Source organism: Candidatus Methanoperedens sp., from assembly GCA_027460535.1.
GTDB lineage: Archaea > Halobacteriota > Methanosarcinia > Methanosarcinales > Methanoperedenaceae > Methanoperedens.
On record JAPZAR010000014.1, the window covers coordinates 49,524 to 73,436 of the forward strand.

Consider the following 23,913-nt stretch of genomic DNA (forward strand, 5'->3'; position numbering starts at 1 on the left):
TTTATTTACTTATGGTCTTCAGTTTTTGATTCCATTTGATATTCGAGTTCCTTACAGTTTTAGTCACTGACTTCGTTTTGAAAACGAGCATCACGGCACCGGTATATGAGAAGTTCTAGAGTTTGTTTGTTGTTATGACGTATATCGGCAGATTAGGGCATGTGAATAATAATGATAATACGTAATGGAAAATAGGAAAAAGCGATTGCCGCATGGGATGATGAAGAGTATTGGGATATTAGGTGGTTGAATTATAGCTTTGCAAGGCGCATGCCGAAATTCAGGACAACGGCTGTTTTGTTAAGTCCCGAAGTGTTCTTTACCTCCCATTTCATTTAATAGGAATACATGTACATATCTTATCGCAGGAACAGTAGTAACCGTCTCCGTAAGATGGGGCAGATGGAGCAGACGGGGCAACATATGTTCCAGGAACACAGTTACATGTGCAGATTGCACCTGATGGGATTGGTGAACCGCAAGGAAGGGTATATACAAAACCTTCTTCTGACTTATATTTCATTGCCTTTTTATCTTTGTCCAGAGTTGCTGGGTCAAAGAGACATGTTAAGAATTTACCTGATGGCATCTCCCAGAGCTTGACAGTTTCATCAGATGATCCTGATGCAAGTAACTTTCCATCCGGGCTGAAGGAAACAGCATTGACAGCATTTGTATGTCCCTCCAATATTTTGAGCAAGTTACCTGATGGCATCTCCCAGAGCTTAACAGTTTCATCAGATGATCCTGATGCAAGGAGTTTTCCATCCGGGCTGAAGGAAACAGCATTGACAGCATTTGTATGTCTTCCCAATGTTTTGAGCAAGTTACCTGATGGCATCTCCCAGAGCTTGATAGTTTCATCAGATGATCCTGATGCAAGGAGTTTTCCGTCCGGGCTGAAGGAAACAGCATTGACAGCATTTGTATGTCTTCCCAATGTTTTGAGCAAGTTACCTGATGGCATCTCCCAGAGCTTGATAGTTTCATCAGATGATCCTGATGCAAGTAACTTTCCATCTGGACTGAAGGTAACGGCATTGACAGCATTTGTATGCCCTTTCAATGTCTTGGGGAGCTCTGCAGACGAAAGGTTCCAGAGCTTGATAGTCGTATCGAAACTTCCTGATGCGAGAAATCTGCCGTCTGGACTGAACGAGACAGAATTAACATAATCTGTATGCCCCTTCAGTGTCTTGAGATATTCTCGAGATAAGGTCTTCCATAGATTAATGGTCTTGTCGTTTGATGCCGATGCCATAAGATTGCCATCTTGGCTGAATGAGACTGAATTGATATCACCTCTCTGCATATCCAATATATCATCTATCCATGGATTTAGGGGTTCTCCAGAAGGCATCTCCCAAAATTTGATGCCTTTTTCGCTGATGCCATAATCCGATGCTGATACGAGGAGTTTTCCATCTGGGCTGAAGGAAACAGCCTTGACACTTTCTGTATGTGCCCTGATGCTTTCGTCACATCCTCCCACCATACTCTCTGGTGTAGGTTCAGGTGTAGGCTCAAGTGTAGGTTTAGATACGATTGATTGTTCTGGTAACGCCGTGATTTCTGGTGAAATGGATTCCGATTTAGGGGCAATACAACCACTGAGTGCACCTATTCCGATGGCAGAGGTTATTAAAAATCCACGCCTTCCCATCCTCCAGTCCACATCGATATCTTCAAGACCGTAGACCATGGGTTCTTCCTTGCTCCCATCGGAATATATTCTCTGCAATCTAAAATTTTGTTTTTTGAATTTACTCATCTACTTTCCTCCTTTGATAATTACCAGGATTTGTTCTTATTGACCAGGATCATCTCACCACTTTTCTTCATTTTATCTAAGATTAAAAATTTTGTCAATTCTTGATTAACATAGCATCGTTCAGTCGGATGATATCCATCAATAGTCTTTTCTGAAAGTGTCTTAATAGCACAATCTCCGGCACAATGCCACTTGCAGAAACAAGCCTCGTAATGAGGGATTTGTTCTACAGTATGATTGAAATGGCAGAGAAGTTTTTCCTTATCAATAAAATTTTTATTATGGCGATTTATAAGATGTTTTGTATGTGCTATTGTTAGGTTCAAGATTTCATTTAATAGGTATGCATGTGCATATTTTATTGCATGAACAGTAACTACCACCACCATAACTACCACCGCCATTGCCCACACACACACAACTCACAGATGGCGCAACGTAAGTTCCGGGAACACAGTTACATGTGCAGATGGCACCTGATGGAATTGGTGAGCCGCAAGGAAGGGTATATGCAAAACCTTCTTCTGAATTATATTTCATTGCCTTTTCATCATGGTCTAGAGTTGCTGGATCAAAGAGGCATGTTAAGAATTTACCTGATGGTATCTCCCAGAGCTTGACAGTTTTATCCCATGATCCTGATGCAAGTAATTTTCCGTCAGGACTAAAGGAAACAGCACGGACATTCTCTGTATGTCCTTCCAATGTTTTGAGCAAGTTACCTGATGGCATCTCCCAGAGCTTGATAGTTTGATCCCCTGATCCTGATGCAAAGAGCTTTCCGTCCGGGCTGAAGGAAACAGTATTGACATCAGCTGTATGTCCTTCCAATATTTTGAGCAACCTACCTGATGGGATCTTCCAGAGCTTGACAGTTTGATCCGCTGATCCTGATGCAAGCAGCTTTCCGTCCGGGCTGAAGGAAACAGCATTGACATCAGCTGTATGTCCTTCCCATGTTTTGAGCAAGTTACCTGATGGCATCTCCCAGAGCTTGACAGTTTCCCATGATCCTGATGCAAGTAATTTTCCGTCCGGGCTGAAGGAAACAGCATTGACCTCAGCTGTATGTCCTTCCAATGTTTTGAGCAAGTTACCTGATGGCATCTCCCAGAGCTTGACAGTTTGATCCGCTGATCCTGATGCAAGCAGCTTTCCGTCCGGGCTGAAGGAAACAGCATTGACGAAATTTGTGTGTCCCCGCAATACTTCGAGGTATTTACCTGATGGCATCTCCAAGAGCTTGATAGTTTGATCCAACAAATAATCCTTTGATCCTGATGCAAGGAGCTTTCCGTCTGGACTGAAGGAAACAGCATTGACATCAGATCTATATTCCTCCAATGTTTTGAGGTAGTTACCTGATGGCATCTCCCAGAGCTTGATAGTTTTATCCCCCGATCCTGATGCAAGCAGCTTTCCGTCCAAGCTGAAAGAAAGAGCAAAGACAGCATCAGTATGTGCCCTGATGTTTTCGGCACATTTTCCCTCCATATTCTCAGGCGTAGGTTCAGGTGTTGATTCCGATTTGGGGGCAATACAACCACTGAGTACACCTATTCCGATTGCAGAGGTTATTAAAAATCCACGCCTTCCCATCCTCCAGTCCACATCGATATCCTCAAGTCCGTAGACCTTAGGTTCTTCCTTGCTCCCATCTGAAAATATTCTCTGCAATCTAAAATTTTGTTTTTGGAATTTACTCATATTCTTTTCTCCTTTGATAATGGCAAAGAAATTTTCTTATTGACCATGATCAACTCACCACTTTTCTTCATCTTATCTAAGATTAAAAATTTTGTCAATTCTTGATTTGCATAGCATCTTTCAGTCGGATGATATCTATCAATAGTATTTTCTGAAAGTGTCTTGATAGCACAATCTCCGGCACAATGCCACTTGCAGAAACAAGCATCACAATGAGGGATTTGTTCTACGGTATGATTGAAATGGCTGAGAAGTTTTTCTTTATCAATAAAAAACTGCCCATCTCCTTTATAATTTCCCACTATGAAGTTTCGGCTCAAAGGGTGTTCCTGGCTGTAAGTTTCAAAACAAGTTGTAATGTCGCCATCTGGAGTGACAACCAGCGCACGGCATGCAGCCAGACAGAACCGCTGGGTCAGTACTTCTAACCTGGCACCTGAATAAAACATATCTATTTGATGCTTTTCAGCTTCCTTAAATCCCATAATAAATTGGTCAATAAATATATTGAGATCAATGATAGCAGATTTGTTTTCTTTTGCTCTTCCCACATCAAAGACTGGCTCAATCTGTATTTTTTTGGGTTTAAAATTTTTACAGATATAAGAAATATTTTCTGCTAAATAACGAACCGAGTTATTGGTTACAGTCATTCGTATGCCATAAGAGAATTGCGCTTGATCAAGAGCATGTAATGTTTCAGCAACCCTTGGAAATGAGTCATTTTTATTTATAGTTGGTCTCTGGATATTTTGAATAGAGGGAAGACCATCGAAAGAAAGGCTCAGCTCGGTAAAATTCTGAATTATATAATGGAGTACCTTTTCAGGCCAATAACCATTGAAAGAGCCTGTCAAATGCAATTGGATATTATTCTTTTTTGAAAGGGAATGAGCATATTCAGTGGCTTTGGTCAATACTTCCCAATTAAGTGTTGGTTCTCCACCCCCATGAAAGCCAAGGGTCATAGTAGGAGATTGATTCTTGATAACCTCTCCCATAACAAAATCGATACCAGCTTTGGCTATCTCCCATGGCATCTGTTGTGACTTGTGCTCTCCCGAAGATGCATAACAATAAGAACATCGAAGATTGCACTGGTTAGTCAAAAAGAGGATGACTGCATCATATTGAATACCTTTTTGCTGGTATTCGTCTTCAGGGAGAGCCTCAAGCTGGAAGAAATCAAGCTTTTGCAGAAAATCCAGATCAGTCCTCATCTTTTCAAAACGAGGCGTACCAGAAGGTGTGCGAAAGCTTTTAGGAATGGATGTATTCAAATTCGAGCATTGCTCGAAAATAGCATTCACTAGAGACGTATTGCCAATAAAAGCTATCCCTTTGAGAGGGGCATATATAAGATATTTCTCATTATCAAGAGGCACGGAAAATATTTGTTGTAATATATTGTTCTCTTCTTTATTTTTTGTTACTTCTTTTCTTACCTTTATATCAGAAAACTCATTCAAGTTCACACACCACCTCATCGCCATCCAATTTTATTTTTGCAACACCCATCCACTTAGAGTACTCGGCTTAAAGTGTATGCGTTCCTATTTTTTCTATAAGTTTATCCATATTTAGTCACCCCTTGCGTTCAACCCACCCGATAAAGACGTATAAGCCACCAGTTAACATTGTGAAATAGAATGCCAAACCTCCACTAAAATGAAATACAATATTTGGGTCCGAGGGTTCCACAAAAGACTTAAGAATACTTAGTGAGAAAAGATCGAGCCCTACTATGAGAAGACCAGGGAAAAAAGTCCACTTAATATATTTTCTGGCAATTTCAGTAGAGTGCGCAGTAGCAATTCTATACTCTGTATATTCCAAGATGAGAAGCAGGGGAGTAAGGATGAAACTCATTCCAAAAACCAAATTAGTATTATCATATCGAGCACTATATTGGCCTAAACTCGTGAGTCCACTATCATCTATTATATAACCGCCCCAAGTAGCGAAATCAGCTATATAAAATATAATCAACGCCAGTAGAGGCAAGATTATCAGAATAATCGAGCCTGTTCGACTTTTGTGTATATAACTAACAGGTGCTACGCCGTCTTCTATCTTTTGGACATCATGCTCTTCTTTATTGAGCACTCTTTTGTCAATAGGGATTTCATTTTCTGGCACTGTTTTATTTTTAAAAAGTGCTGGATAACAATCCTGACAGTAATAAAAGCTCAACATATTTTTGCGCAAGCATTCTGCACAGAAAGGCGCACCACAGTCATCACATAGTCTGACTGCGTTTTTGTTTGGATGGTTGTTACATTCAACAGCTTGTTCCATATTTATGTTTTCTTTTTCTTAATTTAAGATGGTGTTACTCTTTTTTCCCCTTTAAGAAGAATATTACAACAAGCGAAAATACAGCTGCCAGCAATCCAAACCCTGGCGTAGATTGTCCAACGGGTTTATTAGTCTCAGTTGGTGTAACTACGGGAGTCTTAATGACCTCAGTTGGAATAACCTCAGGGGTCTTTATAGCTTCAGTTGTGGTTTCAGGTGTCTTTTTGATCTCAGTAGTTTTGACCGCTGATGGGGTTGCGTCAACACCTGCACTTCCAATTTTTATTAACAAATTCTCACCTATAGATTCTTGGACAGTTACTATATATCCACCATCCGAGGTTTGCCAGACAGAAGTAGCATCGCCATCGCTAAAACTTCTTTCGAATTTCTTATTCCATTGCTCATTACCATTTGTATCAATTTTTATTAGGGCAGCATCGACATCATCACTGCTTGACGATTTTATTGTGGCTGCAATTACATATCCCCCATCTAATGTTTGTTTAAAATCATTTACAAATTCTGTTCCTACTCCGAAAGTAGTGTTCCTTTGCTCAGCACCCATCGCATCTGTTTTGATGAGCCAAGCCGTTAGTGGACGTGCGGTGTAGGTTATTTTTATGATGCGATCACGTATCTCAGCATCGTCACCCTCCATGCTACTACCTGCAATTATATATCCGCCGTCTGCCATCTGACTTACAAAATAATTATTATTTATGCTTACTTTCCCTATTGTCCTGTTCCACTGTTCATTTCCATTTGCATCTGTTTTGATAAGGTTCTTCCTACCTACGAGTAAATATCCGCCATCTGAAGTCTGCTTAATGTCATTATAGTTCTGAAATATTCCAAAGTTTGTAGGAGGGGTCTTGTTCCACTGCTTGTAACCATTTGCGTCAGTCTTGTAAAGTTCAGACCCTTTTGTGATAATATATCCACCATCTGAGGTTTGCTGAAAAGAGCGACCCCCTTCTATTCTGCTCCACTGCTGGTAACCGTTTGGGTCGGTCTTAATCAGATAGTCACCACCTAATATTACATATCCGCCATCTTTATCTTGCAGAACAGAGTTTGCCGGACCAAAACCCTCGTAGATTTTACTCCATACCTGATTACCATTTTTATCGGTCTTGATGAGCCAAGCATAAGGTGAATTCTCGACCATTTGGTTTGTTTGGCCTGCGATTATATATCCACCATCTTTCGTTTGCTGGACTGAGTGAAACAATTGATTGTATTCTGAATTACTAAAACCTTTCCTCCACTCCTCATTGGGAGCCGCACCAGCGCCGACAACTATCGAAGAAAGCATCAGAGCTATTATTATGCCAACGGTAAGGGTTTGTACTGAATATTCACCATATAAGATTCTTCTGTTTATCATAAAACCACCCCTAAGATGTGCAATTATCAATCATGATATAACTTATATTTGAATATTGTGATTTGAGATTTGAAATGTTTGCTTGCTTGTCTTTTACATTTTACTCCCGTGCCCCCGTTTTTTAGTGCCACAATTATTATTCTTGTTTAAGATATTCTAACGGATGCACAAGAACGCCCTTCGCCTTCAGTCACCCCAAACCCCGTACGATGTACGAGGCCTGCATAATATGCATCAACCCCTATTATTTCTTAATTTTCAACTTCATACTAATTGAAGTGAACGATTCTATATGGCAGGCATTGAAAATCAAAGAATGGGATAACGTTTGGATAAAAAGCTAACTTAAGGCTCTTTGAGCTTTCCCGTTATCTGCGAGCAGATGTCCTGCGCTTCATTATTGACGGCCACGACCTCAATTTCATCAGGGCTACTTGCTCCGAGGCCAAGTTTCGCCGCCCTGGCTATCTGTTCCTGCTGGAATATCTTTCCTCTTGAAACCTCGTTTGTCGTCCCGTAAATCCGAAGTACTGCCACCCCGACAGCATCAATAGCCACCCGGTCGGTAGAGGCAAGCACGATTCCGGGCTCTATCAGTGTTCCGGTATCTGGCCCTCCTTTGGAGAAGCCTTTTATCCCGTCCATTATCACGAATTCAGGCTTATATGCGGTGTTGATCTCTGCTATCATCTCCCTCTGGTATCGGGAGGAGTGGAGCTCTGACATGTAATTATAGCCATCTTCGGGGTCGTATTTCGCCACCATGCCCACACTGTTCTTGAGAGACATGGTGAAGTGCCCTCCGAACCTGTGGGTTTTCAGGCAGCAGGTCTGTACCACGGCATCTGCTTCCCTGAACACTTTCGGGAAGAGGAACCCACGGCTCCAGTGACTGTCACCGGGATTTTCTTTTAGCCAACCTTCTGTTTTCAGATCGTCAAGAATAACTGTCTCAAACCCGAGTTTCCCCGCAAGTGCCATAACTCCCGTATCCTCCAGCACCCTTCTGGTATCCCCCATGCCGCTCCTCTCAGCCAGAGTGACGCTTGCTCCATTCCCTTTCATTATATCGACGATGCCTGAAAGGGTATCTGGATGAGTGGAAGCCGGAAATGGATCTGAGCTATTGAAGTTGGCCTTAAGTGCCACTTTCTTGCCGGACAGTTTCTTGATATCGAAATATTTCAGAAGCTCATTGATAGCGATTCTTCGGTCCTGTGTTTTTATCACATAAACTTTCGAGCCTGAATATCGTGGCAATTCTTCTCCTGTTTCTCCCTGCTTTTTCATTGATATTCCCTCTTTGCTGATGCATCCTGAAAAGATGAAAAAGAAAACAACTCCTAACCAATTAAGGAACTCCCGTCGAAATACCATACAAAATAGTGAAATTGCTCAGATATTAAATTTACTCAATCCTTTGTGAATGAATAAATTCCTGAAGCTATGCAGATTCAGGCTTGATTGAATATTTGAATTTATCTTTTAAGTTTTGACTTTAAATTTTTCCTCAAGCCAGTCCCCTATTAATGTGCCCACGATAAAAAGCACTGTAAGGATTATGACCTGAATAAACACAACCACGCTTACTATGCCACTGAACAATATCATGAGCCCACCGCCCATTAAGGCTCCCAGAAGTATGAAGATGACAGCGAGTATTATCCCGATAAGAATTCCTCTCTTGAATAAAGACATACGGTCTTCCTTGCCGGGTTTTAAATATCCATAAATTAGCCCAATTATGATAATTAATATTTCGAATAAGACCATAATCCTCCAGTCGCTATGATATACCCAATTTCATATATAACCTCTCCTTTTTTATCCGCACAATGGTTGGGATAAAAAATAATGTCTTAATCTAATATCTGTGCTTCTTGCTTAATACCTGCTCTGGTCTCTTTCTGTTCATCCACCGCAAGGCGGCACACGGCCAGAATTGAAGAAAAAAACCTTGCCCCAATTAAAATCAAAGTAAAAATATAAAAAAAACGAGCCTGGTAAACCCAGGCTGGAACTTTTAATTCAATTTTCCTGTAAAATTCTGATTACCTGTCATATTGTATCCATATACTCCAATGGTCCATGTTCCCGTTGCTGGATTTGATACATTGAGCGCTTCAGTTACCGTATTTGACTGGGTTGAACTTGCCGCAGTCTTACCCGATGGATCAAATAGGAACAAGTCCAGATCACTGGTGATATTATCCCAACTAATATTGACATTCAGATGGTTGGAATTGATATTTGTGTTATAATATCTCCATGCTTTTTTCTGGATCTCGCCGGCAAAATCACCTGGGTATGCGATATTCGTTCCCACATTCACTGATATGGGGACTTTTATGGTCTGTCCATCTGATGCAGATACGCTCAATTCTCCCGTATAATAACCATTCACATCCCCGGGTGGTGCCAGATGGGAAGCAAAATGCTTGCTGGATGATCCCGGAATGAATAATGAATTCGGTTCGTTCGTTATCCATTCCGTATTCTTTGAAACTACAGCATAATCTCCACGATAGTGTTCTGTAGCATCGCCTTCAGCAAAACCCATTGTGACATTAGCTCTCCATGTCCCTGGTATCGGATCCTTTATTTTAACACTGGAGGATTGAGGTGCAAATAATCCGGCACTTACCCCATTGACCCACATACCGTTAGGATCATAAATATCCGCAAAGATATAACCCAGATTATCCAGTGCAGTTAAAGTAAAAGTGTACTGGGAGGAACCCTCCGGAATTTCAAATGTATGCGACATCATACTTCCATTATTATTACTGTAGTTGACCTCACCATTGAAGCTTCCGCTAGCCAAATTATTTGGAATATTCATATACGCATCCACAAGGATGGATTTTCTATAATTTCCTGTATTCGTAACAGTGAAATCCTGGACAATATTGCTCCCTGTAGATATTGTTGTATTAGGACTCCACGACAAGGGCTGTAATTTAAGCGATTGCAGATATGTTGTTAGTGTTACAGGCACCTCCTGGACCGTTGGATCATAAGCCCATGAATCAAGAAGTATCATCCATCTTCCAGGTTTGGGATTGGATGCTGAAACTGTTGTAGATGTCTTATCCTGACTAATATAGGAATAGTCCACGAATTCACCATAGGGATCGATCAGATACACATAAGTGTACGCAGGCAGGTTCGTGGAATTCAATATGGACGAAATGCCAGGAATGCCTTGGGTCACATTGAAATAATAATATTTAGTTCCCTCTCCACCAAAATCTGATGATTTTATTTTAATATTTTCGTTGAATTCTGACTTACCGCTAACGAAATTCATTGGTGTATCTTCTAACATCGGAACTCTTGCTGTCAGTGTTTTTCCGTTGTATAATACAATATTACCGGAATGTATACCTGTCGATAAGCCTGATGGAATTCCTACTGAAGCAGTTATGCTTTTTGTCTGTCCCGGATTGATTGTGACTTTGTCCTTTGAGAATTTTACTGTGAGATCCCCTGTATATTTCAAGGACAGTGTTATTTTATTTTTTCCATTGTTAATGATTTTAAGTGTTTCCTTGTTGTTTGTACCTGGATTCTTTAAATAACTTAAACTAACAGGGCTTATGGTAACAATATTATCCACAGCCGCTAGAGCATCTATCCTTCCTGCACCCTGGGTTATGGGATCATATCCAAGGTCAACGCCTGTATTCATCAACCGTTGCTTTATCTGCTCATTAGTCAGACCCGGATGTGCCTGTAACATCAGGGCTGCAACTCCTGAAACATGTGGGGTTGCCATGGAGGTTCCAGATAGGGCCATATAATATTTATCTACTCCATAACCTGGATACCATTCTCCCAGCAATGATCCTGCTGATAAGGTTGAAACGATCCCCAATCCCGCTGGATTTGAATCTATATACGCTGCGCCACCAGGAGCGACTACTTCAGGCTTGATCCTGTGATCCCATGTCGGTCCCTGGGAACTATAATCCGCGATCTTATCCATTTTTGTGCTTGCACCTACTGCAATTACCTTCTCGGCAGTCGCAGGTGAGCCAATAAGGAAAGGCGCACCACTATTTCCAGCCGCGACTATTACAACAACACCCGCATCTACGGCTGCATTAGCTGTCATAGCCACAGGATCAGTGCCGTCCGGCGGCCATACATCTGTCCCAAGGCTCATGGAAATTATATCAGCACCATTATCGACTGCATACTCCATCCCTGACATAACTGATGATGCTAAACCAGATCCATCATTACCAAGGACTTTTACGTTCATTAACGATGCTCCTGGAGCCACTCCTTTATATTTACCATTGGAAGATGCTCCGCTGCTCGCTATTATGCCTGCCACATGAGTGCCATGGCCAAATCCGTCCTCTGGTGATTCACCATTTACAAAAGATATCTCATCAACGACCTTACCCTTCAGGTCTGGATGATTTGAATCTATACCAGTATCGATCACCGCTACCTTTACTCCGGTTCCATCATATCTCGACCATAATGAATTCGCTTTAATTATTGGGACACTATCAAATAGGGCAACTGTTACTTTGAAATCTTCATATATCCTATCAACTTCATCAAGGTTGGCAATATCCTGGATGTCTTTAGCTTTCACTTTAGTAGAATATGCGTTCGCCATTTTATGATATTTTATTTTCTTACCCAAGGCTTTTGGTTTTGAACCCAGGGTTAGAAAGTTATTCACATTGTCTTTATTTTTATCTTTCTTAATTATAATAATTATATCTTTTTCTTCCTCTTTGTTCTTTTCCATTGATTCCAGGAGTTTTGATTGGATTTTTGAGTCCTGAAATTCAATCTTTTGATTTACAATAGTCTTGTAGCCATTTAATTTTCCAGCTTCAAGTTTAGCCCCAACTGTTGGGGTAAAAAGACTTGAAACTATTGCAATGCCTATAAGCAAAGCTAATATATATTTTTGTTTCATATTTATTCCACCTCTAAAGTAAACAAGATTATTTTATTTATTCAGTGCATCACTTTTTTTTGTAAATCTCGTCTATTAATCGTCCAGTTTGTTTTGATTCAATAAGTACTTTTTGGTCACAATGATAATGTTGCTCATTAGATGGGTTATTTTTAATAAAGTGATATTTTAACTCACATTCGTAAAATATTATTTTGCCGAATAAATTATCACAGCAATTCGTGCGAAAAAGCACGCTATGGATTATAAATTCAAAGATAAAAATGATATACAATGGGCGCACATGTTAATTTGCTTAAATGCGGAAAAACCATTATGGTCAATGTCACCATCTATTCGAAAAAAGATTGTCATTTATGCCATATTGCGAAAGAAATACTTCTAAAAATCCAGCACGAAATTCCTTTTTCATTGACAGAAATTGACATTGAAAAAGATAAAAACGCTTTTGAAAAATACAAATGCCTGATACCGGTACTTGAGATAGATGGTGAAATAGCTTTCAATTACAGGATAAACGAGGATAAATTAAAAATGATCCTCATGCGGAAGGCTCTACCTCAATGTACAGAGGAATGATGCTTATCAAAGCTCCCAGGCCGAAAAGAGCAAGGGCAACAGAATAATTGCCCTTTGTCACTCTGTCTATGCTGAATGCCAGGATCACCAATCCTATGATCTTGGTGACCGCATCTAACTTCTCATATTTTGACTTTGACAGTTTCATTCGCCGTGAACAATCCCATAGTATGTGAAGAACAGCACGCCTATGAGGGCAATAACGCCAAGAGCGACCGCAATTTTTCTTTTCCTGATATCCGAGGACGGGTTCCTGTCTATGAACGGCACCAGTATCAATAGGCCGTACCACAGGATCATGGGCACTGTTACACCGATGATTTTTGCAGGTAGAGGTCCAACGTCAAAGGTCCAGAATTTCAGGAAACCAAAGACATACAGGAAATACCACTCCGGGTATATCGGGGTTGGCGTATCGAATGGATCGGCGGGTTTAAGCAGGCCCGCCGGGTAAAGCGATGCCAGCAGTATGAGGCTTCCCGCAATAAGACACATGACCACAACTTCCCTGAGTACGAAATGAGGAAAGAAAGGAAGCCCTCGAACGCGTATGGGTTCACTGGATTGTTCTTCGACTTCATGCTTTTCAACTTCTATCAATGCCATATCAAAGCCTCCCGGAAATACCCTGTATCCGGACCATCACAAAATGCAATCCGAGAAGCGCTGCTATTGCCAGTGGTAGTATCAATACATGGATGGCAAAGAACCGGGTGATGGTATCAGCGCCGAGATCATTACCTCCCATAAGGATCAAAGCAATATATCCGCCTACGATCGGTATGGAGCCTGCAATGCCGGTTCCGATCTTCGTGGCCCAATATGAAAGCTGATCCCAGGGGAGAAGGTACCCGGAGAAACCGAAAGTTGTGACCGTAAGGAGAAGGAAGATACCCACGACCCAGTTCAGCTCACGGGGTTTCTTATAGGCTCCCATGAAGTAGATCCTTATCATGTGGAGCATCACAGCCGCTATCATTGTATTTGCAGCCCAGTGGTGTATGCTTCGTACGAGACTGCCGAATGGAACGGCGGTCATTATGTGTTGAACACTGTTATATGCGTCTGTAGGTGTGGGTTTGTAGTACATTGCCAAAAATATTCCTGTAAGAACAAGAATAATGAAACACAGGAAGGCAGTGCCGCCAAGGCAATACAGGGGATTGGAAACTACCTCAAGAGGGGCCGGATGCTTGACTATGGGCGGCAGCAGTTCTCTTAGCTTAAACCTGTCATCAAGCCATTTGTAGATTTTTTCATATAAAGTCATATCATCACCTCACGCCGCCCCGGCATAGAACGAAATGGATTTCACGTAATTCGGGTCTTTCCAGTTGAGCGCATACACAGCGCCTTCTTTCACAACGATATCGATCGCAGGTAATGGTGAAGGCGGGGGTCCAGAAATCACTGCACCCGTGTTGGGGTCATATTTTCCTATATGGCATGGGCAATAAATTAGGCTCTCATCTGGTTTCCAGTATGCAATGCATCCAAGATGTGTGCAAACAGTCCCGAACGCACGAAAGCCTGCAGGCATATGTAAGAGCACTGCGGCCTTGCCGTTGAACGAAAATTTTTTAGCAGTTCCCGTGGGAACTTCATCAACGGATGCAATCTTAACTTCGGCGGATTCGCCCCTTTTTTCAGTTTGGGGCCACAGGTATTTCAATAACGCTGCAGCCGCACCGCCTGCAAAAAAAAGCCCAACAAGGCCAACCAAAATCTCAGTAACCTTTCTTCTCGTGAGTGTGATTACGATCTTATCTCCCATGTTTTCACTCCAATGTTGTGACGTATTCATCCTGCAGCAGTCCTTTTACGTACAGGTACAAGATCGCGGCAAAGATGAAAAGGAGGTATGCAAACAACTTCCCAACATCTTCTATGAATGTTCTTGAGGACGCCGCAGAGGGATCGCTCGAAATGATTTTCCATATGATGGTACCTGTTATTCCCGCGGCAGCCAGGGTAGATACGATTATTAAGGCAAATGCTGCCTGTGACCAGAACCCTTCTTTCTCCGGTCCATATTCGACATTTTCTATATGCATAAATTCACCCTATAACCTTATGACGAGAACCACTGCCAGTATTACCAAAATAGTGGCGAATGCCCGCAGACCAACGTCCCAGGTGTTCATGTGTACACCTATTTCGATATTTTGCGTGGGTTCAGGGGTGGGAGTTGCTTTTGGCGCAGGGACATAACCTTCGAACGAATGATTATGTGTCCCGTAATAGACACCTACTTCGTTAAGCTGCGGAGGACCGTCCCTGGCATGGCAGTAGGGACAGTTGCGGCTTTCCTTGACTGCATATTCGGGTTTTGCCGAAGTCAGAGATGTCGTAACCAGGAGAGCTAATGCAAGAAGTAAAAAAATGTTACCTTTGGACATGTTCATTGCTTTACACCTCATTTTCTGCGCAGCAGCAGGTATATTGCAATAATTCCCGTCAACGACATTATAACGCCGAAACCGGGAGCTTTTGGCTTGGCTATGGGTAAGCCGGTGTCAAGCTGCGACTGCTGGGCATATTTTGTACCATTATCAATCACGTCCTGAAAATGCGGCAGGTTAAAACTGTGCCACAGTACCGGCAGACCATCCATTATCGCTATTGCTGTATCAAGGTCTTTCTGGGCCATAGATACATCCTTTCCCTGCTGTTTGGCCTGTCTGATAGCATCATCGGCTTTCCTAATCTCATTCTTTAAGTTGTCCGCAGATTCTAATGCAGCTATCGCCTTGTCCGGAGCATCGGATGGAGCGATTCTCATGTCTATATTGTGGCACTGGCTGCATAGATTATGGAACGCGCTGATATTCAAGACCATGAATTCATGCGGACTGTGACAGGTATCACACGTAGGAGCCTGCTTTAATGCTTTTAAATTCTGATAATGCGCAGAATTCCTGAACTGCTCCAATTCATTTACATGACATTTTCCACAGGTCTCGGGCACGTTCCTGTAAAAAATAGTACTGTTGGGATCAGAAGATATCAGGATTCCAATATGTGCTTTTTCTTTTATTTCCGAACTGGGGTCTCCACCATGGCAGTTATTACAAGTCACATTGAATAATGCATGTTTGGACTTTGTCCACTGCTCATAATTACTCTTGGCGAACTTACTCAGAGTAGTAGTATGGCATTCGAGAGAACATGGTATGTCCCGTGCCAGATGCTGAAGTCTAATTTGGTTGAATTGCTGCTCGGTTTCATTGAATGCTGAAAGTTTTTCATGACAGTTCAGACATGAATTATCTGCCAATACTCCAGGTACAATGAAAACGGAAAACATTAGTAATATGCCGGATAATATTATTTTATTCAATTTCATTCCTATCACTCACTATTTTTCTCTATTGAATCCTGCTTGACATATAAGGTTCACCTTTTTAGTCTCTTCTAATGTAGAGTCCCTTTAATGTTTTTTCAGGTAATATGCCAGAAGAAGCACTGAGATCAGCATGATTATTTCAAATCCGGGTGCCTTAGTGGGCATTGTCGTGGCCTGCGCCGCAGCTGTCATATTTTCTGCATTCCGGGTCATTTCAATACCGTTCTGGACTTCCGTATCGAAGTAGGTCAAATTGAACCTGTGCCAAACAGATGGGGTATTTTTCAGGATGGCTGTCGCAGCATCCAGATTTGCCTGTGCCTCCGTTACATCCTTACCTTCTGCTTGTGCAGTAATAATAGAGCTCCTGGCTTTTGAAATTTCAACCTGCAAATCGCTTACCGATGTCAAGGCGTTTTCTGCTTTTTTCGGTACCGTAGGATCTACGCCTGTTATTCCATTGTGGCAATTACTGCAGAAATCCTCTATTTCAGAAGCTGTCAGGACACGCACGCTGTGCGCCTGATGGCATGTGATGCATGCAGGCGCCAGGACTTGCTCGCCGGATTCCAAATTCTTGAAATGCTGTGAATTCTTGAATTCTGCAAGCTCAGGTTCATGACATTTTCCGCATGTTTCGGGTGTATTAGCCCGCGCTATGCTGACGTTTGAAAGACCAACATGGGCTTCCTCCTTGGAAGGTGCCGCTGGATTACCCCCATGGCATTTTTCGCAGGTGACGCTGAAAAGAGCATGAGTGGATATGGACCATAGAGCATATGTTGAGGCTGTGGTTTTATTGAGTTTATCCTCGTGGCATACGATCGAACAGGAAATGCCGCTTTCAAGATGCTTGAGGCGTATTTCTATAAACTGCCTCTGTTGTTCGTTAGAAAAGAGCAATTTCCGGTGGCAGTCAGCGCATGAGTTGTTCGGCAAATTCGGCGGTGCGGCAGCCACCGGTTGGATCAATAGCTGCAGAGCTGATATTGTCAATAGTACGAAAACTATACCTATTATAATCCTCGAAGCGTTTTTAAATTGCATATGGCCATCCTATCATGTATAATGATTATTAAATCTTCCCCATATCTGCAAAATACTTAAACTTATCCTTCGATACATGAGAGATGCTTTTTTCATACAGAGAAAAGTTGTTTCAACTCTTCTTCAATTCTTTTGGCGGAATTAAAGAGCGTGCTACATTATAGGTAAAAATGCAAATCGGAAGGAGTGATATCCCCCCGAATGCAATAGTTCCGAGCCTGTAATCGCTATTCATGTATCGGTAGGGCAAGACATCCCGCGCTGCAGGTATTTTGTTATTACTTCGTTGAGTTCATTGTCCTTTGTAATTTATCAGCCATAACCTCCCATCCATTGATAGAGCCTGATTTTAGGTTATCAAAGCTTCGGCCTAATTCGAAAAAACAGCTTTTCTCACGGCTTCGATAGTGGCATCGATCTCTACAGGCCTGGGACACACATTGAGAACATGCTCCGAATCCTTTAGCAGATGCCCGGTTGTAACGCATACAACAATTTCGTTCCGATCTATAACACCCATATCCGCAAGCTTTCGTAATCCCGCGATCGAGGATGCACTTGCAGGTTCAACTCCAATCCCTTCCAGACTTGCAAGCTCCTGCTGTGCCTTTATGATCTCATCATCCGAGACTGTCTCGGCTGTCCCTCCCGACTCTTTTATTGCCAGGAGAGCTTTTATCGCATTTACGGGGTTCCCAATGCGGATCGCTGTCGCCACGGTTTCTGGTCTGGCTTCTGGCGTAATCGCTTCTGCATTGCTTTTAATGGCCTTCACTATAGGACTTGCGCCCTCAGCCTGTATCCCTGTCATTTTAGGCACGCTATTTATTATTCCGAGGCGTTTGAATTCCTTAAAACCTTTGTAGATAGCGGTGATGTTGCCGGCATTTCCCACCGGCAGAACGACCCTGTCGGGGGCCTGCCATCCTAACTGGTCCGCTATCTCAAAAGCGATTGTTTTCTGGCCCTCAAGCCTGTATGGATTCACTGAATTCAGGAGGTAGAATCCTTCCCTGTCGCACAGGTCGCGCACAAGCTTGAGCGCATCATCGAAATTCCCCCGGATGCTCAGGACTTTGGCGCCGTGCATGAGCGCCTGTGCTAATTTTCCCAGAGCCACCTTGCCTGAGGGTAATAGCACGACAGCAGGAACCCCGGCCTTTGCCCCGTAAACTGCAAGCGATGCCGAAGTGTTCCCTGTCGAGGCGCAGGCAACTGTTTTCATCCCCAGCTCAAGGGCTTTTGTCACGCCCACGGTCATTCCCCTGTCCTTGAATGAGCCTGTAGGGTTCATCCCCTCGTGCTTGACATAAACCTCTTTCAGACCCACACTTTCGGCTATCCTGTCAACACGATAAAGCGGTGTTCCCCCCTCCTTAAGGGAGATGGGCTCGCGTCCAACAGGTAAAAGGGCGCGATATTTCCAGACGGAAAGAGGACCGCTCAGGTCTTTTTTGGATATATGGATATTTTGATAATCATAAACCACATCTAGGAGACCGCCGCAGCTACAGGTGTAAATGACATCGGTTGAACTATATTTCCTGTGGCATGCGATGCACTCGAGGTGGTACATAGGATACTCAATAGAATTGTAAGGCTTATAGATTACTCTAATACTTTCGCTCTATCATATAATCAGCGAGCCCGATAAGTATCTTTTTCGCTTCAGAATCAGGAAGTAATTTGAGCGAGGACTTTCCTTCCTCTACAAAATTCAAGGCCTTGTTCATAGCATAGTCGATGGAGCCCGATTCTTTCAATGCGGTGAGCGCGGCCGAGACCTCACTGCGTGTGGCATTGCTTTTCCCGAGCGCATCAATGGTAACTCCTTTTGAGAGAGCATGGATAACGATAAGAGTACGCTTTCCCTCGATAATGTCTCCGCCTTGCGCTTTTCCAAGGATCTCCTCGGGTGTTATCAGGTCTATCACATCATCGTATATCTGGAATCCCACACCTGTCATCCGCCCAAAATCCCACAGGCTCCGGGCCAGGTCATTATTGGCTCCGGATAATGTCGCCCCCATTTTTACCGCGGTCGCAAAAAGCACGGCGGTTTTTTTCTCAACCATGCGCATGTACTCTTCCTCTGTAACGTCTTTCCGCGTTGCGAAATTCATATCCATCCACTGCCCCTCGCATATATCTGTGCAGGTCTTGGACATGAGTTCAAGGCTTTCCACAAGCCGCACCGGTTCGCTTCGTGTGCACGAAAGGATCTCAAAAGCTTTTGAATAAAGGGCATCCCCGGCTATGATTGCCCTTGGCACTCCCCATTTTTTATGAACAGTAGTGAGCCCCCTCCGCAGCTCGGCCTCGTCCATAATATCATCGTGGATAAGCGTGAAGTTATGGACCAGCTCTATAGCTACTGCAGCGGGCAGCACATTTTCAGGCTTGCCCCCCACAGCCTCAGCGGCCAGTAATAGCGCAGATGGGCGAAGCCTCTTTCCTCCTGCATCCAGCAGGTGGCGCATGGCATGATACAGTTCATCGGGAGGAGTTATGGGCAGGAATTTCGGGATGGCTTCATCCACCAGTTTCGCCCGCTTCTGAAGCTCCTCTTCGATCATAAGAGCATTTCCTCGCCGTTCCTCATGATATGGACCGTATCGCCGAAAACGTAGCCCGCATCTTCCGCCAATTCGACATAACTTGCATGCATCAACATAGTCCCATGCGAAGGTATGACCTGTTCAGGATTTATCATCCGCAGGACTTCCCAGTGATCTTCCCTGGAAGCGTGCCCGGAAACATGAACGTTATCGTAAATACGCGCTCCAGCCATCTTTAGTTTTGTCTCAAGGGCATACCTGTTCGCAAGCGTCATTGGATTGGGGATAGCATTCGCGGAAAATATGACCTTGTCCCCGGATTCAATCCTGAACTGTGTCTCTCCATTTGCAATGCGTGAGAGTATGGCGTCAGGTTCGCCCTGGTGCCCCGTGATTATGGGAAGGTATTTCTTCTTTCCATCCTGGGAAATGCGTCTTAAGGCTTTGTCAACAGCGTTCCTGCTCCCGTGTATCTCAAGATTTTGCGGGAATTTTATATAACCCATGTTCTTTGCTGTGGTAAGATATCGTTCCATCGACCGCCCCAGCAGCACGGGGATCCTGTTCATTTCTTCAGCGGCCTGGATTATGGCGTTAATGCGCGCTACGTGGGAAGAGAACGTCGTAATTACTACCCCGGAGTCTGTTTCCTCTGTTCCAAGAAGCACATCGCGCACTAAGTCTTTGGCTATCTGTTCCGAGGGTGTTTTCCCTGAGTGCCCCGCATTCGTGCTCTCGGTGATCATTACTCTTACGCCCTCTTTTCCAAGTTTTTTAAGCCTCTGGAAGTCAGGCGGCTCGCCCAGCGTTGGGGTTCTGTCTAACTTAAAATCGCTGGCGTACAGCACCACCCCTTCAGGGGTATGGATTGCCGCAAAAGCCGCATCCACTATGCTGTGCTGGATCCTGATGAACTCGATCTGTATATCCGGTGTAAGGTTATAGCGCCCGCCAAGCTTCAGCGGGATAACTTCATTATTCACCTTAAATTTCTTTTCATCTTCTATCTCATGTTTCACAAGTTCTGCGGTATAGGGGGTAGCGATTATAGGTGCCTTGTACCTGTGCGCCAATTTCGGTATCGCACCGATGTGATCAAGGTGGCCGTGCGTGCACACGATCGCCCTGACAGTTCCACCCACTTCCTTCATGACGGTGTCATCCGGTATAGCACCCATCTTGATCAGGTCCATTGAATGCATCTTTTCTATTTCCACATCCTCGTGTATCTGGACCCTGTCCAGTTGAAGTCCCATATCCAGTATAATGACATCATTATCTATCCTGACGCCGGTCATGTTCTTACCCATTTCATTATATCCGCCGACGGCTATTATTCCTATTTCAGTCAATTAATTCACTCCATAATAATTATTTTATATTTTTATATCTTTTTCTGGCAAATCTAGCTGTCTCAAATCCCCTTTGCTCCAGGAATTCCTTCGTTTTGCCTGTGATGACCGCAGGGGCATTTCCAAGCTCCTCAACAGTCCTGCATCCGCTTAAGAACATCGCAACTTTGAGTTCTTCAATAACCATGGTCAGTTTATCCACAACATCTTTTTGACCTTTCAATGCAGGCGCTACCAGAGGCAGTGCTATGCCGCAAAGTGACGAAGATAACAGGCACCGATATCGTGGATTCTACGATGCTGGTAACTGTTGGTATTCCCCAGTTCCAGAATTGCTTTCCCAGATGATCTGATAGCAGGTCTCCTCGTTTCTGGGCGCGATATGTCTCAACCCCGGCCCAGCTCGTTCCTCCAAGACCGCCTATATCTATGGCCGCAGCCCCGGCCTCGCATATCGCCACAGCCTGCGAATGTGAAATGCCGGCACCCGTCTCCTTGACTATCACTGGCACCGAGAGCTCATCGCAGACTTTCTTGATCGAATCAAGACATCCTGTGGCGTCAATGTTGCCTTCTGGCTGTATGGCTTCCTGGAGAAAATTCAGGTGAACCGCCATGGCATCGGCCTTTATCATCTCTACAGCCCGCTCAAGTCCTTCTATTCCGAATTCTTCGAGTTGTGCAGCACCTACATTTCCATATACGAATGCATTGGGGGCCTTGTCCCTGACTATCCTGAATGAATCTTCAAGGGCCGGGTCTTCTATCGCTGCTCTCTGGCTTCCCACACCTATTCCTATTCCAAGCTCTTCAGCCGCACCTGCAAGCGCGGCATTTACCGCTGTAGTGTCAGGGTGTCCGCCTGTCATTGAAGCAATCAGTATTGGAGCACTCAATTTCTTGCCCAGAAACTCAATTTCCAGATCAAGGTTTTTTTTATTGATTTCAGGAAGGCAGTTATGAACAAGATCCACGTCATCAAAACCTGAAGCCCGAAGCCCTAAATATGATTTATGGGATTCAACGTTCTTTTCAACGCATAATAATAAGTGTTCGATCTTCCTGTCCGATGTGGTCATTTAATACCTGTAATTTAACATTATATATATAATCATTTGTCCGCAATCAGCGTTCCTACATCTTCCCCGTATAAAAATTTAGAGACCATTCCTTTTTTAGAAGCGTTAAAAATACGGGAGCTTATCCCGGCTTTTGAGAGTTCCAGGAATTCTGAAACCTTCCCGAGCATTCCCCCCGTCACGTCGGTGGTGGCTGAACCTTTGATGTCTTTTTTGATATCCACAAAGCTAAGTGGAGTGATCTTTTTTATTACTTCACCAGTTTGATCAAGCACACCTTCAACATTTGTTCCCGCGCCGATCCTGGATGCGTTCATAATCGGCGCAAGATAGGAGATTATCCTGTCCCCGGAGAGGATGGCGGCCCCTTTCATTGTGTCCATCGCCACATCTCCGTGGAGCACAGGCACGACGCCCCTGCCCAACATCACTTTGATCTGCTCCACCTGAAAAAAAGCAATTTTCCCATCTTCAAGAATGCAGGAACTTAACGGATGGACGGGCAACGCGTTAACTCCTGCATTATTTAATGATTCAAGTACCATTGAATTCAACAGTTTTACGGAATTATGCGTGAAATATACGCCCCTGGCATCGAACCCTTCATTTACCCATTTCATAGCCTGGGGATGTCCGAAAGAACCTGCACCATGGACAAGTATGAGATTCGCATCAATATCTTTCTTGAAAGAGGCAATCTCCTGCGATATCCTCTCTATTTCATCCTTTTTTGCAATTGATACAGAACCTTTCTCGGTGATAACACTTCCACCGATCTTTAAGATAATAAGGCTCATTCTGTTTGCACCCCATTCGGAGTGAACCGGGTGACTATGGCATGTCCCCCTGCTTTTTCAATCGCGGACGCAACTTTTTGAGGTGAATCTGTCAGGGCTACCATGCATCCACCCCCTCCAGCGCCTGTGATCTTCGCACCAAAAGCCCCGGCATCCCTGGCCGCATAGACAAGAGAAGATAATTCCGCCGTGCCGACGCCAAGGGCATCGAGCAGCCCGTGATTAATATTCATGAGCTTTCCCAGGGAACTGTAATCTTTTTTTGAGATAAAGATTTCACCTTTTCTGGCGAATGAGCCGATCGTCCTGATTATGGGGTTTATCATATCCGGATATTCTTCTTTGAGCGCGGCCACCTGCTTTACGAGCTTTGCGGTTTTTTTGGGCGATGCTCCTTTGTTGGTGTTACCTATTACCATGCCGCATTCAAGGATAGGTAATCTCTTTCGCGAAGGCATCTCAAACACGCCGCCGAATGTAGATACGAACGTGTCCGTTGGGCTTGCTGCCCCCTGCACTTCTTTTTCGATCTCGTGCCCTGTTTTTGCGATCCATTCACTGTCATATCCAAGCCCGAATTCAATGTTGATCGCAGAAAGGGTTGCGACAGTTACGGCTGCCGAGGAGCCGAGTCCCGAGCCCACGGGAATGTCCGAACTTATGCTGACCGAGACCTTCTTGACACCTATTTTTTCGATCGCGGTTGAAACATAAGGATGTACTTCAAAATCAAGTCCTGTAGTTCCTATATCCGATGATATTGTAATCGCATCAGAGCTTTTTACGCACACACGGGTCCGAAGTTCAATGGCGCAGGCTATGGCAGGCTCGCCGTAAACAACGGCATGCTCACCAAAAAGGTATATCTTGCCCGGGGCTGAGCAGGTGATCATCTTAAAAGTCTCCGATAACTGTCCTAGAGATGCCCTGAATCAATATAAGCATTGCCGATGCGCATAAAATTGTCTATCTTGAATTTTCAATTATTAGGACATCAACCTTTCCTGCTGATCTCAGGGATTACCTAAAAATAGATAGCAATAT

General features: G+C 43.7%; 22 protein-coding genes and 1 pseudogene. 1 reads left to right on the forward strand and 22 read right to left on the reverse strand.

What is annotated here, in order from left to right; translation table 11 throughout:
- Nucleotides 1-331: 331 nt before the first annotated feature.
- The 8 genes from O8C65_06760 to O8C65_06795 all read right to left on the reverse strand — a co-directional run bounded on the left by O8C65_06760 (nt 332) and on the right by O8C65_06795 (nt 12,111).
- The gene (locus tag O8C65_06760) at nt 332-1,771 is read right to left on the reverse strand and encodes a WD40 repeat domain-containing protein (GenBank protein ID MCZ7356618.1); all 1,440 of its coding nucleotides are present in this window, start codon (nt 1,769-1,771) and stop codon (nt 332-334) included.
- Between the two features lie 330 nt (nt 1,772-2,101).
- Nucleotides 2,102-3,478: a WD40 repeat domain-containing protein gene (locus tag O8C65_06765; GenBank protein ID MCZ7356619.1), complete on the reverse strand. Its 1,377-nt coding sequence runs from the start codon at nt 3,476-3,478 to the stop codon at nt 2,102-2,104.
- Nucleotides 3,475-4,953, reverse strand: a complete 1,479-nt coding sequence (locus O8C65_06770) for a radical SAM protein (GenBank protein ID MCZ7356620.1) — start codon at nt 4,951-4,953, stop codon at nt 3,475-3,477. Before O8C65_06770 ends, O8C65_06765 begins: the two co-directional genes overlap by 4 nt.
- A 109-nt stretch (nt 4,954-5,062) precedes the next feature.
- Nucleotides 5,063-5,776 (reverse strand): hypothetical protein, encoded by a 714-nt coding sequence (locus O8C65_06775; protein MCZ7356621.1) that lies wholly within the window; start codon nt 5,774-5,776, stop codon nt 5,063-5,065.
- 34 nt (nt 5,777-5,810) lie between these two features.
- Nucleotides 5,811-7,166 (reverse strand): hypothetical protein, encoded by a 1,356-nt coding sequence (locus O8C65_06780; protein MCZ7356622.1) that lies wholly within the window; start codon nt 7,164-7,166, stop codon nt 5,811-5,813.
- Nucleotides 7,167-7,511: 345 nt separating this feature from the next.
- Nucleotides 7,512-8,456 (reverse strand): DUF362 domain-containing protein, encoded by a 945-nt coding sequence (locus O8C65_06785; protein MCZ7356623.1) that lies wholly within the window; start codon nt 8,454-8,456, stop codon nt 7,512-7,514.
- 195 nt (nt 8,457-8,651) lie between these two features.
- Complete coding sequence (locus O8C65_06790) at nt 8,652-8,939, reverse strand: hypothetical protein (protein MCZ7356624.1); 288 nt, start codon at nt 8,937-8,939, stop codon at nt 8,652-8,654.
- 250 nt (nt 8,940-9,189) lie between these two features.
- On the reverse strand, nt 9,190-12,111 hold the full coding sequence (locus O8C65_06795; protein MCZ7356625.1) for a S8 family serine peptidase: 2,922 nt from the start codon (nt 12,109-12,111) through the stop codon (nt 9,190-9,192).
- A 273-nt stretch (nt 12,112-12,384) separates the two neighbouring features.
- Between O8C65_06795 and O8C65_06800 the strand changes: the two genes are divergently transcribed.
- Nucleotides 12,385-12,690, forward strand: a complete 306-nt coding sequence (locus O8C65_06800) for a glutaredoxin family protein (GenBank protein ID MCZ7356626.1) — start codon at nt 12,385-12,387, stop codon at nt 12,688-12,690.
- Here the strand turns inward: O8C65_06800 and O8C65_06805 are convergent.
- From O8C65_06805 to O8C65_06870, 14 genes and pseudogenes are all read right to left on the reverse strand, one after another.
- Nucleotides 12,653-12,838 (reverse strand): hypothetical protein, encoded by a 186-nt coding sequence (locus O8C65_06805; protein ID MCZ7356627.1) that lies wholly within the window; start codon nt 12,836-12,838, stop codon nt 12,653-12,655. The genes O8C65_06800 and O8C65_06805 overlap by 38 nt on opposite strands.
- Entirely contained in the window at nt 12,835-13,296 is a 462-nt protein-coding gene (locus tag O8C65_06810; GenBank protein MCZ7356628.1) for a hypothetical protein, read from the reverse strand. The genes O8C65_06805 and O8C65_06810 overlap by 4 nt, the downstream gene beginning before the upstream one ends.
- 1 nt (nt 13,297) lies before the next feature.
- Nucleotides 13,298-13,960, reverse strand: coding sequence for a cytochrome b N-terminal domain-containing protein (locus O8C65_06815; protein MCZ7356629.1), 663 nt, complete (start codon nt 13,958-13,960; stop codon nt 13,298-13,300).
- A 9-nt stretch (nt 13,961-13,969) separates the two neighbouring features.
- Nucleotides 13,970-14,464 carry a Rieske (2Fe-2S) protein gene (locus O8C65_06820; protein MCZ7356630.1) on the reverse strand — a complete coding sequence of 165 codons (495 nt, stop codon included), beginning with the start codon at nt 14,462-14,464 and terminating at the stop codon, nt 13,970-13,972.
- Between the two features lie 4 nt (nt 14,465-14,468).
- Nucleotides 14,469-14,744: a hypothetical protein gene (locus O8C65_06825; GenBank protein MCZ7356631.1), complete on the reverse strand. Its 276-nt coding sequence runs from the start codon at nt 14,742-14,744 to the stop codon at nt 14,469-14,471.
- A 9-nt stretch (nt 14,745-14,753) separates the two neighbouring features.
- Nucleotides 14,754-15,095, reverse strand: a complete 342-nt coding sequence (locus O8C65_06830) for a hypothetical protein (protein ID MCZ7356632.1) — start codon at nt 15,093-15,095, stop codon at nt 14,754-14,756.
- A gap of 11 nt (nt 15,096-15,106) precedes the next feature.
- Nucleotides 15,107-16,036: a cytochrome c3 family protein gene (locus O8C65_06835; protein ID MCZ7356633.1), complete on the reverse strand. Its 930-nt coding sequence runs from the start codon at nt 16,034-16,036 to the stop codon at nt 15,107-15,109.
- Between the two features lie 84 nt (nt 16,037-16,120).
- Nucleotides 16,121-17,083, reverse strand: coding sequence for a cytochrome c3 family protein (locus O8C65_06840; protein MCZ7356634.1), 963 nt, complete (start codon nt 17,081-17,083; stop codon nt 16,121-16,123).
- Nucleotides 17,084-17,453: 370 nt separating this feature from the next.
- Entirely contained in the window at nt 17,454-18,659 is a 1,206-nt protein-coding gene (thrC, locus tag O8C65_06845; GenBank protein ID MCZ7356635.1) for a threonine synthase, read from the reverse strand.
- A 37-nt stretch (nt 18,660-18,696) separates the two neighbouring features.
- On the reverse strand, nt 18,697-19,659 hold the full coding sequence (locus O8C65_06850) for a polyprenyl synthetase family protein (protein ID MCZ7356636.1): 963 nt from the start codon (nt 19,657-19,659) through the stop codon (nt 18,697-18,699).
- Nucleotides 19,656-20,993 (reverse strand): RNase J family beta-CASP ribonuclease, encoded by a 1,338-nt coding sequence (locus O8C65_06855; GenBank protein ID MCZ7356637.1) that lies wholly within the window; start codon nt 20,991-20,993, stop codon nt 19,656-19,658. The genes O8C65_06850 and O8C65_06855 overlap by 4 nt, the downstream gene beginning before the upstream one ends.
- Nucleotides 20,994-21,012: 19 nt before the next feature.
- Nucleotides 21,013-22,072 (reverse strand): annotated as a pseudogene (gene fni, locus O8C65_06860) (type 2 isopentenyl-diphosphate Delta-isomerase).
- A gap of 32 nt (nt 22,073-22,104) precedes the next feature.
- Nucleotides 22,105-22,869 (reverse strand): isopentenyl phosphate kinase, encoded by a 765-nt coding sequence (locus O8C65_06865; GenBank protein ID MCZ7356638.1) that lies wholly within the window; start codon nt 22,867-22,869, stop codon nt 22,105-22,107.
- Entirely contained in the window at nt 22,866-23,762 is an 897-nt protein-coding gene (locus O8C65_06870) for a mevalonate kinase (protein ID MCZ7356639.1), read from the reverse strand. The genes O8C65_06865 and O8C65_06870 overlap by 4 nt, the downstream gene beginning before the upstream one ends.
- Nucleotides 23,763-23,913: the final 151 nt, after the last annotated feature.

What these genes read in the sequence shown, in the direction of transcription:
- O8C65_06830 (MCZ7356632.1), bottom strand. Translation starts at nt 15,095, where the DNA reads ATGAACATGTCCAAAGGTAACATTTTTTTACTTCTTGCATTAGCTCTC.
- O8C65_06780 (MCZ7356622.1), bottom strand. Translation starts at nt 7,166, where the DNA reads ATGATAAACAGAAGAATCTTATATGGTGAATATTCAGTACAAACCCTT.
- O8C65_06825 (MCZ7356631.1), bottom strand. Translation starts at nt 14,744, where the DNA reads ATGCATATAGAAAATGTCGAATATGGACCGGAGAAAGAAGGGTTCTGG.
- O8C65_06775 (MCZ7356621.1), bottom strand. Translation starts at nt 5,776, where the DNA reads ATGGAACAAGCTGTTGAATGTAACAACCATCCAAACAAAAACGCAGTC.
- thrC (MCZ7356635.1), bottom strand. Translation starts at nt 18,659, where the DNA reads ATGTACCACCTCGAGTGCATCGCATGCCACAGGAAATATAGTTCAACC.
- O8C65_06870 (MCZ7356639.1), bottom strand. Translation starts at nt 23,762, where the DNA reads ATGATCACCTGCTCAGCCCCGGGCAAGATATACCTTTTTGGTGAGCAT.
- O8C65_06785 (MCZ7356623.1), bottom strand. Translation starts at nt 8,456, where the DNA reads ATGAAAAAGCAGGGAGAAACAGGAGAAGAATTGCCACGATATTCAGGC.
- O8C65_06840 (MCZ7356634.1), bottom strand. Translation starts at nt 17,083, where the DNA reads ATGCAATTTAAAAACGCTTCGAGGATTATAATAGGTATAGTTTTCGTA.
- O8C65_06835 (MCZ7356633.1), bottom strand. Translation starts at nt 16,036, where the DNA reads ATGAAATTGAATAAAATAATATTATCCGGCATATTACTAATGTTTTCC.
- O8C65_06795 (MCZ7356625.1), bottom strand. Translation starts at nt 12,111, where the DNA reads ATGAAACAAAAATATATATTAGCTTTGCTTATAGGCATTGCAATAGTT.
- O8C65_06765 (MCZ7356619.1), bottom strand. Translation starts at nt 3,478, where the DNA reads ATGAGTAAATTCCAAAAACAAAATTTTAGATTGCAGAGAATATTTTCA.
- O8C65_06760 (MCZ7356618.1), bottom strand. Translation starts at nt 1,771, where the DNA reads ATGAGTAAATTCAAAAAACAAAATTTTAGATTGCAGAGAATATATTCC.
- O8C65_06805 (MCZ7356627.1), bottom strand. Translation starts at nt 12,838, where the DNA reads ATGAAACTGTCAAAGTCAAAATATGAGAAGTTAGATGCGGTCACCAAG.
- O8C65_06820 (MCZ7356630.1), bottom strand. Translation starts at nt 14,464, where the DNA reads ATGGGAGATAAGATCGTAATCACACTCACGAGAAGAAAGGTTACTGAG.
- O8C65_06790 (MCZ7356624.1), bottom strand. Translation starts at nt 8,939, where the DNA reads ATGGTCTTATTCGAAATATTAATTATCATAATTGGGCTAATTTATGGA.
- O8C65_06815 (MCZ7356629.1), bottom strand. Translation starts at nt 13,960, where the DNA reads ATGACTTTATATGAAAAAATCTACAAATGGCTTGATGACAGGTTTAAG.
- O8C65_06800 (MCZ7356626.1), top strand. Translation starts at nt 12,385, where the DNA reads ATGGGCGCACATGTTAATTTGCTTAAATGCGGAAAAACCATTATGGTC.
- O8C65_06810 (MCZ7356628.1), bottom strand. Translation starts at nt 13,296, where the DNA reads ATGGCATTGATAGAAGTTGAAAAGCATGAAGTCGAAGAACAATCCAGT.
- O8C65_06850 (MCZ7356636.1), bottom strand. Translation starts at nt 19,659, where the DNA reads ATGATCGAAGAGGAGCTTCAGAAGCGGGCGAAACTGGTGGATGAAGCC.
- O8C65_06865 (MCZ7356638.1), bottom strand. Translation starts at nt 22,869, where the DNA reads ATGAGCCTTATTATCTTAAAGATCGGTGGAAGTGTTATCACCGAGAAA.